The sequence below is a fragment of the Phenylobacterium kunshanense genome (genome assembly GCF_003254525.1).
Classification (GTDB): domain Bacteria; phylum Pseudomonadota; class Alphaproteobacteria; order Caulobacterales; family Caulobacteraceae; genus Phenylobacterium; species Phenylobacterium kunshanense.
Genome location: NZ_QFYS01000001.1, coordinates 675731 through 688308, shown reverse-complemented (window position 1 = coordinate 688308; position 12578 = coordinate 675731). Strand labels below are relative to the sequence as shown.

At 69.4% G+C, this 12578-nt stretch carries 10 protein-coding genes and 1 pseudogene; 7 read left to right on the top strand and 4 right to left on the bottom strand.

The features are described from left to right. Positions 1-48: 48 nt before the first annotated feature. Positions 49-1839, top strand: coding sequence for an aspartate--tRNA ligase (gene aspS / locus DJ019_RS03510; RefSeq protein WP_165843881.1), 1791 nt, complete (start codon positions 49-51; stop codon positions 1837-1839). 8 nt (positions 1840-1847) lie between these two features. On the opposite strand, the gene DJ019_RS03505 is transcribed toward aspS, so the two are convergent. Then, positions 1848-2846: a pentapeptide repeat-containing protein gene (locus DJ019_RS03505; protein WP_111274575.1), complete on the bottom strand. Its 999-nt coding sequence runs from the start codon at positions 2844-2846 to the stop codon at positions 1848-1850. A gap of 87 nt (positions 2847-2933) precedes the next feature. After that, complete coding sequence (locus tag DJ019_RS03500; protein ID WP_111274574.1) at positions 2934-5399, bottom strand: TSCPD domain-containing protein; 2466 nt, start codon at positions 5397-5399, stop codon at positions 2934-2936. A 182-nt stretch (positions 5400-5581) separates the two neighbouring features. Here DJ019_RS03500 and DJ019_RS03495 point away from each other — a divergent pair, with 182 nt between their 5' ends. Both DJ019_RS03495 and DJ019_RS21315 read left to right on the top strand, forming a co-directional pair. Continuing rightward, positions 5582-5986 carry an NADH:ubiquinone oxidoreductase subunit NDUFA12 gene (locus DJ019_RS03495; protein ID WP_111274573.1) on the top strand — a complete coding sequence of 135 codons (405 nt, stop codon included), beginning with the start codon at positions 5582-5584 and terminating at the stop codon, positions 5984-5986. 80 nt (positions 5987-6066) lie between these two features. Continuing rightward, a complete protein-coding gene (locus DJ019_RS21315; RefSeq protein WP_111274766.1) occupies positions 6067-6792 on the top strand; it encodes a DUF2155 domain-containing protein in 726 nt (241 codons plus the stop codon). Here DJ019_RS21315 and aat read toward each other — a convergent pair. Further along, positions 6783-7379: pseudogene (gene aat / locus DJ019_RS03485) on the bottom strand (leucyl/phenylalanyl-tRNA--protein transferase); the annotation flags it as partial. The gene DJ019_RS21315 and the pseudogene aat sit on opposite strands and share 10 nt — an antisense overlap. Before the next feature lie 95 nt (positions 7380-7474). Here aat and DJ019_RS03480 point away from each other — a divergent pair. From DJ019_RS03480 to DJ019_RS03465, 4 genes are read left to right on the top strand one after another with little or no spacing between them, the layout of a single operon-like run. Then, positions 7475-8680, top strand: a complete 1206-nt coding sequence (locus DJ019_RS03480; RefSeq protein ID WP_165843880.1) for a glycosyltransferase — start codon at positions 7475-7477, stop codon at positions 8678-8680. A 1-nt stretch (position 8681) separates the two neighbouring features. Then, positions 8682-9197, top strand: coding sequence for a PepSY domain-containing protein (locus tag DJ019_RS03475; protein ID WP_165843879.1), 516 nt, complete (start codon positions 8682-8684; stop codon positions 9195-9197). Between the two features lie 12 nt (positions 9198-9209). After that, positions 9210-9881: a response regulator transcription factor gene (locus DJ019_RS03470; RefSeq protein WP_111274569.1), complete on the top strand. Its 672-nt coding sequence runs from the start codon at positions 9210-9212 to the stop codon at positions 9879-9881. Continuing rightward, entirely contained in the window at positions 9878-11233 is a 1356-nt protein-coding gene (locus tag DJ019_RS03465) for a sensor histidine kinase (RefSeq protein WP_111274568.1), read from the top strand. The genes DJ019_RS03470 and DJ019_RS03465 overlap by 4 nt, the downstream gene beginning before the upstream one ends. On the opposite strand, the gene accC is transcribed toward DJ019_RS03465, so the two are convergent. After that, positions 11230-12576, bottom strand: coding sequence for an acetyl-CoA carboxylase biotin carboxylase subunit (accC, locus tag DJ019_RS03460; RefSeq protein ID WP_111274567.1), 1347 nt, complete (start codon positions 12574-12576; stop codon positions 11230-11232). The two genes, DJ019_RS03465 and accC, sit on opposite strands and share 4 nt — an antisense overlap. Between the last annotated feature and the right edge of the window lie 2 nt (positions 12577-12578).

The window sequence follows — 12578 nt, the reverse complement described above, 5'->3', positions numbered from 1 at the left end:
CGGGGCAGGCGCATGCGCCCTTCCGCGCCTCGTAAAACACCCCGAATTTTGAAGAAAATGCACGCCTACCGCACGCACACCTGCGGCGCGCTCCGCGCCGCCGACACCGGCCAGACCGTCCGCCTCTCGGGCTGGGTCCACCGCAAGCGCGACCATGGCGGCCTGATCTTCATCGATCTGCGCGATCACTACGGCCTGACGCAGCTCGTCCTGAGCCCGGGCACGCCCGGGTTCGCGGTGGTCGAGCATCTGCGCGCCGAGAGCGTCATCCGGGTCGACGGCGAGGTCGTGGCCCGCTCCGCCGAGACGGTGAATCCCAACCTGCCGACCGGCGAGGTCGAGGTGAAGGTCGCTGCGGTCACCGTGCTGTCCGAGGCCTCCGAGCTGCCGCTGCCGGTCTTCGGCGAGCCGGACTATCCCGAGGACATCCGCCTAAAGAACCGTCACCTCGACCTGCGTCGCGAGACCCTGCACAAGAACATCGTGCTGCGGTCCAAGGTGATCCAGTCGATCCGCAACCGGATGATCGGCCAGGGCTTCCTGGAGTTCCAGACGCCGATCCTGACCGCCAGCTCGCCGGAAGGCGCGCGCGACTTCCTGGTGCCCTCGCGGCTGCACCCGACCAAGTTCTACGCGCTGCCGCAGGCGCCCCAGCAGTTCAAGCAGCTGCTGATGGTCTCGGGCTTCGACCGCTACTTCCAGATCGCGCCCTGCTTCCGCGACGAGGATCTGCGGGCCGACCGCAGCCTCGAGTTCTATCAGCTCGACGTCGAGATGAGCTTCGTCACCCAGGAAGACGTCTTCGCGGCGATCGAGCCGGTGATGCACGGCGTCTTCGAGGAGTTCGCCGACGGCAAGCCGGTGACGCCGTACCCGTTCCCGCGCATCCCGTACCGTGAGGCGATCTCGAAGTACGGCTCGGACAAGCCCGACCTGCGCAACCCGCTGGTCATGCAGGACGTGTCGGACCACTTCCGCGGCGGCGGCTTCGGCCTGTTCGCCCGCATCCTGGAAGACGCCAAGAACGCCGTCTGGGCGATCCCAGCTCCGAAAGGCGGTAGCCGCGCTTTCTGCGACCGTATGAACTCCTGGGCGCAGGGCGAGGGCCAGCCGGGCCTGGGCTACATCTTCTGGTCCGAGGACCAGGGCGGCTGGGGTGGTCCGATCGCCAAGAACCTGGGCGCCGAGAAGACCGACGCGGTCATGGGCCAGCTCGGCCTGGGGCAGGGCGATGCGGCCTTCTTCGTCGCGGGCGATCCGAAGGTCTTCTACAAGTTCGCCGGCTCGGCCCGGACCAAAGTCGGCACGGACCTGAAGCTGGTCGACGAGAACCGCTTCGAGTTCGTGTGGATCGTCGACTTCCCGATGTTCGAGTGGAACGAGGACGAGAAGCGCGTCGACTTCTCGCACAACCCGTTCTCGATGCCGCAGGGCGAGCTGGAAGCGCTGAACACCAAGGATCCGCTGGATATCCTGGCTTACCAGTACGACATCGTCTGCAACGGCTACGAGCTGTGCTCGGGCGCGATCCGGAACCACCTGCCCGAGATCATGGTCAAGGCGTTCGAGATCGCCGGCTACGGGCCGGAAGTGGTCGAGGAGCAGTTCGGCGGCATGCTGAACGCCTTCCGCCACGGCGCGCCGCCGCACGGGGGCCTCGCGCCCGGCATCGACCGCATCGTGATGCTGCTGGCCAACCAGACGGCCATCCGCGAGGTCATCGCCTTCCCGCTGAACCAGCAGGGCCAGGACCTGATGATGAATGCGCCGTCGGAGGTCACCGACAGGCAGCTCAAGGAGCTGCACATCCGGACCGCGCCGCCAATCAAGGCGTCCTAGCGGCTCGGCTATCGGGTGGAGGCCGGCGGTGGGGGAGGCGCCGGCGGCTGCGGAATGGACGGCACGAAGCGCGTCACCGGCTTCGTATCGGTCTTGTAGATGAACCGTACGCCGTGACAGGTCCGGGCCGTGAGGCCGGCGGGCAGCTTCGTGCGGGCATCTCCGCACGCCTCGTCCACCTGGTCCTGGGTCAATCCCCGTGCGCCGCCCAGGTCGGTCCCGGAGATCACCGTGTGCGACAGGTCCGCGTCGCGGAAATCGGCGCCGTCGAACTCCGCATGCGACAGGTTCGCGCCCCGCAGGTCGGCCGAGCGGAACGACGCCTTGGCGAACTGGCCGTGGGACATGACCGCGCCCGTCAGGTCGGCGTCCGAGAAGCTGGCGCCTCGGGCGTCGGCCTTGGAAAAGCTGGCGCCCTTCAGATCTGCAGAGCGGAAGCTTGCGCCCCGGAGGTTCGCCCGATCAAAGACCGCTCCTGTCGCTCGAACATCGGTGAGAACGGCATCCGTCAGGTCCGCGCCGCCGAACATGCCGCCCCGGATGCTCATGGCGCGGAGGATCGCGCCGGTCATGATCGCCTTCTGGAACATGGCCCCGGTCGCTTCCGAGTCGGTCATGTCGACATGGGCCAGGTTGGCCGAGCCGAACATGACGCCATTCGCGCTGGACGAGCGCGCCTTGGCCCGCGCCAGGTTCGCGCCGGAGAAGTTCGCCCCGGTCATGGACGAGTCGGTGAGATCGGCGCGGCTAAGGTCAGCCCCGGCGAACACCGAGGCATGGAGCTTGGCGTCCCGCAGGATGATTCCGACCATGGTCGCGCCGGAGAAATTGGCGCCCACGATGCGCGCGCCCTTCAGGTTCCTGCCCGACAGCTCGCACTTCACACACGAGCCGCCGAAGGAATCCTGGCGCCGCACTTCCTTCTCGCCCGCCCAGGCGCTCGTCGCGACCGGAGCGATCGCCAGGGCGGCGGCCGTGACAGCCAGGACGCGGGTCGTACGCATCATCACAGGGACAGAACCTCACAGTACGCAGGTTCCCTCTGCCCACGCCGTCGCCGCCGCGCCACTTAATTCGCGGTAACTTGGAAGGACTTAGCCCGCCTGGTCTTCCGGAATCCGGCTAGCGCGCGCACCGCAGGTCTCGCAGATGAGAGCCTGGCCCTTGCGGACGACGGCGATGTCGCCGCAGGCCGCGCAGACTTCCGCGGCCCCAAGTGCGGCTGGTCCGGGACTGCGGCTTGCCGACGGCAGGAACACGAGGTTGTCCGGCGCCGCGCCGCGTGCGAACCCTCGCGAGATGAAACGGGACGCAGGCTGGGGCTCCGGCGCGTCCGCACTCACGTCGTCCGCCTTGCCCCGGCCCAGCCCGTCGGCGTTCAGGGCCTCTGGATCGGCGCTGGCAAGGTCGTCACGGCCGAGATAGCTGATCCCCAGCTCCCGGAAGATGTAGTCCAGGATGGAAGTGGCTGATTTTACGGTGTCATTCCCGGTCACCGGCCCCGCCGGCTCGAACCGCGTGAAGACGAAGGCGTCGACGAACTCGTCCAGCGGCACGCCGTATTGCAGGCCAATCGAGACTGCGATGGCGAAGTTGTTCATCAGCGAGCGGAAGGCGGCGCCTTCCTTGTGCATGTCGATGAAGATCTCGCCGAGCTGGCCATCGTCGTACTCGCCGGTGTGCAGGTAGACCTTGTGGCCGCCGACGCTGGCCTTCTGGATGTAGCCCTTGCGGCGGTCGGGCAGCTTCTGCCGGCTTCGGCCGCGCTCGATGATCCGTTCGACGATGCGCTCCTGCGGCGGCGGCTCGGTCTGGATCTGAGGCTGCGGCGTTTGGGCGCGGGCCGGCCGCTCGGCCACTGCGGGAATGCTGAGCGCCAGGGCGGCGGGGGCGGCGGCGCGGCGCGGCCTGACGGCCACACCGCCCACGTCGAGAGCTCCCCGTACATCCGCCAGACTGGCCGACCAGGGGAGGGGAACCTCCAGCACAGGCGGCGCGTCCAGCAATGGGGCGAGCGTCGCCAGCATCGCGGCCTGTGCCGAAAGCGGAAGCTCGTCCGCCGTGAGGAAGACGCGCCGCTGGTCCTCCGTCAGGACACCGGCCAGGCCGTCAGTCCCCAGGACGTACGCCTCTGCGGCGGCGATCTCGTCCGGCGAGAAACCGGCCAGCGCCAGAACGTCCAGCGCCGGGTCGGCGAGCTGGTCGGCGGTGGCGCCCAGCACGTCGCGCAGGAAGCCCTCGCCCACGACATGAGGCGCAAAGGCGCGCGACAGGCTGCGCACGAAAGGCAGTTCCGCCTCGGCCGCACCGATCTCCAGGCCGGTAAAGCCTCGGGCGGCCAGGGTCTGGGCGTTGACACCCGGCGCGTCAGCAAAGCTGCGCTGGCCCAGAAGCGCGGCCTGAACCGCCTGGAGCTCCGCTCCCACGGCGGAGGTGGCGAGCACGGCGGACTCGGAGAGGACGCGAACCGTCTCCCCGTCGCCCGTCTCGGCCGTGGTGACCGGACCAGCCCATGGCGCGCCATCCAGTCGCGCGCCCAGGCGGAGCGCCAACTCGGAGTCGGTGATAAGAGCGAAGCGAAGATCGAGGTCCAGTTCAGCCACTGCGTCCCGGGCTGAGCGGAAAAGATTGGCGGCCGCCAGCCGGGCCTCGTCGGTGTCGTAGTCGAACCCTTGCGCGGCCAGCCATTCACCGAGCCCTCCGAGCCCGATCATCGCCGGACCATCGGCCTCGGCGCCGACGGCGAGGCCGGCGAGCTTCACGGCGGCGGCGAAGGCGGCATCGTCGAACGCGCCATCACGGAAGTGGGCCATCAACTCGATCCCGGCAGCCGGAAGTCCGGCAGCTTCGGCGATCTGTGCGGCGGCGGCCTCGTCCGGAGCCGCAATCACGCGGCCCGTGCTCCAGGCGGCGAGGGCAAGGGCGGGGCCTTCGCCGGCCAGAGCGACGAAGGGGGTGACCGGCGCCGGCGGCGGCGCAGCGCAGGTCCAGCCGGTTTCTCCATCGCGGGCAAGGGCGATCGCCTCGAGGATCGTGGCGTCGGCGGCGCCCGCGGCGCGGGCGGCCTCCGCGGCGCGGGCCAGGCTTGTGTTACGGGCCGGGTCGGCGCACGCCTCAGGCTCGCCCTCGCACCTCAGGACCGCGTCCATCACCGACTGCAGGCGAGCGCTCATGAGCGCGGCTGCGGCCTGCGCCGACTCTCGCCCACGCTGGGATGCGGTCATCCGCTCCAGCGCGCCCTGGCCTGGCTCGAGCACCTTCAGTGGCGGCCCGGCAGGCTTGAGGGCGATCACACCAAGCAGCATGGCCTCGGTGATCGCCTCCCGGAAACGCGTCCGGGTGCGCAGATCCTTGGTCAGTCCCTTGGCCTGGGCCTTGCCGGCCAGGCCATAGGCATACTGCAGGATGGCCGCGGCGAGGTCCGTCCGACCGCCGGCCCAGTCGATCCACGCCTCGACCCGGGCATTGGTGAAGTGCGCCGGCGCCTCCAGCTCCACCAGGCGGTCGCCCAGCTCCAGGATCCGTCCCTCGATTCCCGCGCGCGACGTGTCGCTTGTCATGACGCCGACTCCCTGTCGCGTGAGGCTAGGCGTCGCCAAGGGTGGGGTGCAATAGATGTTGGGTGTGACTGCAGGCTCATCCCCAACATATTGCAGAGTGAGGGGTGGCTGTGGCGCGCTGGACGCCCCGGGAGCCCTTGCCTATAGTCCGCCCGCGTCCACACCCCGCCAAGAGCCCCGAATTGTCCGTCCTGAAGAGCATTTTCACCTGGTGGAACGGCGCCACGCCCGGCATCCACTTCACCATCGCCCGCCGTGGCCGGTTCGTCGGCCAGGACGACATGGGCAATCGCTATTTCGAAGCCCGCGATGATCGCGACAGCTATGACCGCGGCCGCAAGCGCCGATGGGTGATCTACAAGGGCTATGCCGACGCCTCCAAGGTGCCGGCGGAATGGCACGGCTGGCTGCACTACACCTTCGACGAGCCGCCGACGGCGCAACCGCTGCCGCGCAAGGCCTGGGAAAAGGACTCCATCCCCAATCTGACCGGGACGATCCACGCCTACCGCCCGAAGGGCGCCATCGCCCGGGGCGGCGAGCGGCAGCGCGCAACTGGCGACTACGAGGCCTGGACTCCGGAATAGCCGTGGGTCCGCGCCGAACCTCACCGCACTTGCTGCGCAGAGCCGCTGTCGGCGCCGCGCTGTGCGCGCTGGCGGGCGGCATGGTCTCCGCGCAACCGACGGCCCCCGCGGCTCCGGTCGCGGACCCGGCGCCGGCGCCCCCCGTCGCTGGCGCGCCTCCCGAGGAGGCTCCGCCAGCGACCGTCACGGCGCCCGCGCCCGCGGTCGCGCCCCCCGTGAAGGCCGAGGAGGTCGCTCCGGCCGCGCCGCCAAAAGAACAGGTTGCCGAGAAGCCGGCTGCCCAGCCCATCCGTCGGGCGCGGTATGACGTGGCGGTGCTCCAGGCCTTGGACAAGGTCACCGCCGAGACCTTGCGGTTCGAGGCCGCCGTGGGCCGGCCGGTCCGCTGGAAGGGGCTTGTGTTCACGGTCCGCGCCTGCGAGCGCTCGGCTCCGGACGAGGCGATCGACGACGCCATCGTCTATCTGACCATCGACTCCCAGCCGAGACCCCAGCCCGGTCGGCCCACGCCGGCGCCGAAGCAGGCGTTCAAGGGCTGGATGTTCGCGTCCTCACCAGGGCTGAACCCGGTGGAGCACGCCTCCTACGACGCCTGGGTGATCAGCTGCAGGGCCAGCGCGCCTGGACCCAGCGTCGCCTCGGCCGCGCCCGCCGCCCCAGCGGTCAAGGCGCCCCCGGCCGCCGAGCCAGCCGCACCGAAGATGCTCGACCTTCCTCCGGCCAAGGTCGCCGCGCCGGCTGTCTCGACGGATGCATCACCTGCGCCTGCTCCCAAGGCGAGCGGGTCCGAGTCGCCCAACCCGTAGAAGTCGCCCTCGGCCTTCAGGGCCCAGGCGAGGCGGCGATGATACTCGGCGCGTGGGATCTCCTCGGCCCCGAATTGGGCGAGATGCTCGGTCATGAACTGGGCGTCGAGCAGGCGGTAACCCCCAGCGACGAGCCGGGCGACCAGATGCACCAGCGCCACCTTGGAGGCGTCGCGCCGGCGTGAGAACATGCTCTCGCCGAAGAAGGCCCCGCGCAGCGAGACGCCATAGAGGCCGCCGACCAGCTCACCACCCTGCCAGCACTCGACGCTATGGGCGTGGCCCAGCTCGTGGAGCCGCACATAGAGTCGTTCGATCGGCCTGTTGATCCAGGTTTCAGTCCGGCCCGGTCCAGAGGCGGCGCAGGCCAGCACGACCTCATGGAAGGCCGTGTCCGTGCGGACTTCGAACGGATCGCCCCGCACTGTGCGGGCCAGGCGACGGGAGACGTGGAAGCGATCGAGCGGGATCACGCCGCGCCGCTCGGGATCGATCAGGAAGACGCTCGCGTCTTCCCGCGCGTCCGCCATCGGGAAGACGCCACGGGCGTAGCAGTCCAGCAGGTCGCGGGCGTCGAAGCCGTGCATGGCCGACGTCTAGCGCGCCTTGGCGTCGCCGGAACATGGCGAAAAGCAAATGTGGGAGCGATCGGCTTCCCATCGGGCCCTCGCATCACGGGCAGATGGCGAGTTCTGGTCCCATTGTCCTCTTCTGCGCGGCCCTGGGCGGCGATGGCGTGGCGCGCAACACGGTCCATGTCGCGAATGCCCTGGCCCGCCGCCGGACGCCAGTGATGGTCGTTTGTCTCGAGGGCGGCCCGCTGGCCGGGGAGTTGGAGGGCGTCTGCGTGCGGCGACTGGGCCGTACGCCAGGCCCGCGGTGGCTGGCCCTGGCGCTGGCGCTGTGGCGCCTGCGGAAGTGCCTGGCCGAGGCGCGCCCGTCGGTCGTCGTGTCCATGGGCAACCACGCCCACCTGGTCGTCTGGGCGGCGCTCCGGGGCATGGGCGGGGTTCCTCGGGTCTACCGGATCAGCAATGATCCGCTCCATGGCGGTGGCCTTGATCCGCTGCGCCCGGCCCGAGACGCGTCCCTCGCCCTGGTGGCGGCCGACGCGACGCGCCTCGTCTGCGTTTCGGACGCCATCGCCCGGCGGAAGGCGCTCATCGCCGCCAGGCGCGGGGGGCGGGTGGAGGTCGTTCCGAACGGCGTCGACGCGCGTCGGGTGGAACGCCTCGCGAGAGCGCCGTGCGATCATCCCTGGGTGGTCGAGGGGGCGCCGTATCTGGTGGCCGTCGGCCGACTGCATCCGCAGAAGAACTATGGCGTGCTTGTCGAGGCGCTCGCGCTGGCGCGGGCGGCAGGCAGGTCGGGCCTCCGCCTCCTGATCCTGGGGCGGGCGCGGGCGCGAGAGCAGCGCCGCCTGGCGCGACAGGCGGCTGCCCTGGGGCTTGCTGAAGCGGTTCGTTTCGAGGGCGAGGTCGCCAACCCGTTCCCCTTGGTCGCCCGCGCGGCGGCCTATGTGCTGCCGTCGCGCTGGGAAGGGGCCTCCAACAGCCTGCTGGAAGCGCTGGCCTGCGGCGTGCCGATCGTCGCGGCCCGGACGGCCGGAAGCGCGCCGGAGGCCCTGGGGCATGGACGCTATGGCGTCCTCGCTTCGCCGGAGGCTTCGGATCTGGCGTGCGCCATCGTCCGGCAGACGCATCCGACGCATCGGATCCTGCCCGGCGCCCGGGCCGCCGACCTGCCTCTCTCGTCTGCCGTCGAACAGATGTGCGGCGTGATCGGGCGTGTGCGCGGCCTGCGTGACGAAAACCAAATGGAGCGGGAAGGCCGGCGACATCCGCCGCTCCTAGATGGTCGGATGCGGGGGCCGCATGAGGAGTACTGAGATGACCAAGACCACCACCGCCCTTTTCGTCGGCGCCGCCGTCATCCTTGCCGCGCCGGCAATGGCCCAGTCCGCTGTACAGGCCGCGCAGCCGCGGATCGTGTCGCTGTCGCAGGCGGTGGCGACGGCTGAGACCGAACTGGGCGCTCGCGCCTTCGACGCCGAGCTCGACCGTTCGGGCGGCCAACTCGTCTACGAGGTCGATCTGGTGAAGGCCGGGCGACCGATCGAAGCCCACATCGATGCAACCACAGGCCGGCTGATCCGACACACCACACCGACCCGGCTAAGGATTCCATTCGCCAACCAGGACGCCAAGGCGGCCCAAGGCGCGCCTCGCAGCCTCTCGGAGACGATCGAACTGATCGAGCGTTCCACCCATGGGCGGGTCACCGAGATCGGGCTGGAGCGCGCGGGCGGGCGGCACTACTACGACGTGGAGCTGGCTGGCGCGGCGGACCGAGACGTCCGCGTCGACCTGATGACGGGCGCGATCACGCCGGTGATCGACGACTGACCGGAGTTCGGCATGCACGTGCTGGTCGTGGAGGATGACGCGCGGGTCGCTGGCCACATCGTCAAGGGCCTGAAGGCCGAGGGCTGGCTGGTCGACCACGTGGCGGACGGTCGTGAGGCGCTGTATCGCGTCGCCGCCGAGAGCTACGACGTCATCATCCTCGACCGCATGTTGCCCCACGTCGACGGGTTGAAGATCCTCCAGACCATGCGCGCCACGGGAGACGGAACGCCGGTCCTGATCCTATCGGCCCTCGGTGATGTGGACAATCGGGTGAAGGGGCTGCGCGCCGGCGGAGACGACTATCTCACCAAGCCCTTCGCCTTCTCCGAACTGTTGGCCCGGGTCGAAGCCCTCAGCCGACGGAAAGGCGTGGTCCAGGAGACCACGGAACTCGGCCTCGCCGACCTGCACATGAACCTCCTGACCCGCACGGTCACGCGAGGCGGCAAGACCATCGACCTCACGGTCCGGGAGTTCGCGCTGCTGGAATACCTGCTGCGCAGCGCTGGCCGCGTGGTCAGCCGCAGCATGCTGCTGGAGGCGGTCTGGGACTACAACTTCGACCCGCAGACCAACATCATCGACCAGCACGTGAGCCGCCTGCGGCAGAAGATCGACAAGGACTTCAGCCCGCCGCTGCTCCAGACGATCCGCGGCGCCGGCTACAGCCTGCGCGCATGATCCCGCGCAATCCGCTTCGCAGCCTGACCTTCCGGCTCACGCTGGTCTACATGGCGCTGTTCTATGCCTCGGTCGGACTGATGCTGGCCGTGAGCTATACGGGTGGCGTCTGGCGGCCGCTGCAGGACGTGGAGCGGCAGGTCCGACAGGAGAGCGATCAACTCGTCCGCATCTACGAAGCCAAGGGCCGCGACGAATTGATCCGTGCACTGGAGCGTCGGGCGAAGACATCGCAGGGCCGGCTGCCCTACCACGTCCTTGTGGCTCCTGGCGGCGCCGTGGTTGCGGCCAACCTTATCGACTGGCCCATGGTCGCCGGGCCCGAGTGGCAGAGGTACGAGTTCGGCACCTATGCGCGGGGGGCCGAGGAGGAGCACGAGGCGGTGGTCCGCGACCTTCGGCTTTCGGGCGGCTACCGCCTGCTGGTCGGACTCGACACGGAGGATCTCGACGAGCGTGAGGACCTCATCATGGAGGCGCTGTCGTGGGGTACGGGCATGACCCTGGCGCTGGGCGTGCTGGGCGGCGTCGTGATGACCTTTGCCATCTCGCAGCGGCTGGAGAGCATCAACCGCGCCGCGCGGGCGGTGATCGGCGGTGACCTCTCGGGGCGGGTGGCGCTGCGCGGCAGCGGAGACGACTTCGATCAGCTTGCCGCCACGCTCAACGAGATGCTGGGCCGCATCGAGGGGCTGGTGGCCTCGATCAGCCGGGTCTCGGACAACATCGCCCATGAACTGCGAACGCCGCTGACCCGGTTGCGGGCCGAGCTGGAGGAGTTGGCCGCCGCGGGTGATCCGGAAGAAGGCCGCCGGCGGACCGCGGCCGCGCTGGAAGAAGCCGATCGGCTTCAGTCGATGTTCGAGGCGCTCCTGCGCATCGCGCGCCTGCAGAGCGGACCGGCCCTGCCGATGCAGCAGGTCGACCTGTCGGGGCTGTTGGAGGACGCCGCGGATCTGCACGCTCCGGCGGCGGAGGACCGGGGCCAGACCCTGACGGTCGAAGCGCCGGTCGGGCTCCGTGTGCCGGGCGACCGGGACCTCATCTTCCAGATGGTCAGCAATCTTCTCGACAACGCCGTGAAGTATGCGCCGCCGGGCGGAGCCGTGCGTCTCAAAGCGCGCCGTGCGGGCGGGGAGGTCCTGGTCAGCGTCTCCGACAACGGTCCCGGCGTGCCGGCGGCCGAGCGCGCGCGGATCTTCGAGCGCTTCTATCGCAGCCGCGCGGACAGCGATGGCTTCGGCCTGGGGCTCAGCCTGGTGGCCGCGGCCGCGGATCGGCTGGGTGCGCACATCGAGACGGCCGACGCCGAGCCGGGGCTCAGCGTCACTGTCCGGTTTCGAAAGGGCTAGCCAGCCTGGCTCGCCATCCACCGCTCGAGCCAGTGGATGTTGTAGTCGCCCTCCAGGATGTCCTGCTGGTGCAACAGGTCCTGGAAGAGGGGGATGTTGGTGTCGATGCCGCCGACCACGATCTCGCCCAGACAGCGGTTGAGGCGTGCGATGCACTCCTCGCGATCCCGACCGTGGACGATCAGCTTCCCGATCAGGCTGTCGTAGTAGGGTGGGATCGAATAGCCGGCGTAGAGCGCGCTATCCATGCGTACGCCGAGGCCGCCCGGCGCGTGGAAATCGGTGACCAGGCCCGGCGAGGGAGCGAAGGTCTTCGGGTTCTCGGCGTTGATCCGGCATTCGATGGCGTGGCCCTCGAAGACCACGTCCGACTGCTTGAACGACAGCGGCAGGCCGGCGGCGATGCGGATCTGTTCGCGGACCAGGTCGATGCCGGTGATGGCCTCGGTGACCGGATGCTCCACCTGCAGGCGGGTGTTCATCTCGATGAAGAAGAACTCGCCGTTCTCGTAGAGGAACTCGATGGTGCCGACGCCCAGATAGCCGATGGCGCGCACCGCATCGACCACCACCTTGCCGATCTTGGCGCGGGCGGCGGCGTCGATCACGGGGGAGGGGGCTTCTTCCAGCACCTTCTGGTGACGACGCTGGAGCGAACAGTCGCGTTCGCCCAGGTGGACCACGTTGCCGTGGCTGTCGGCCACGACCTGCAGCTCGATGTGGCGCGGCGTCTGGAGGTAGCGCTCCATGTAGACCGCATCGTCCCCGAAGGCCGCCTTGGCCTCGGAGCGGGCCGTCTGGACGGCCTCGATGAGGTCGTCCTCGGTCTTGGCGACCTTCATGCCGCGGCCGCCGCCGCCGGCGGCCGCCTTGATGAGCACCGGGAAGCCGATCTCCTTCGCCGCGGCGATGGCCTCTTCCTCGGTGGTCACGGCGCCGTCGGAGCCGGGCACCACGGGAATGCCGGCTTCCTTCACCGCCTGCTTGGCGGTGATCTTGTCGCCCATCAGCCGGATGTGCTCGGCCTTGGGGCCGATGAAGGTGAAGCCGTGGGCGGTGACGATCTCGGCGAAGCGGGCGTTCTCGGAGAGGAATCCATAGCCGGGGTGTACGGCCTGGGCGCCTGTGATCTCGCACGCCGCTATGATGGCAGGGATGTGCAGGTAGCTCTTGGCGGCGGGCGGCGGGCCGATACAGACGCTCTCGTCGGCCAGGCGCACCCACATGGCGTTGGAATCGGCCTCGGAGTGCACGGCGACGGTGGAGATGCCCATCTCCTTGCACGCCCGGTGGACGCGCAGCGCGATCTCGCCCCGGTTGGCGATGAGGATCTTGTCGAACATCT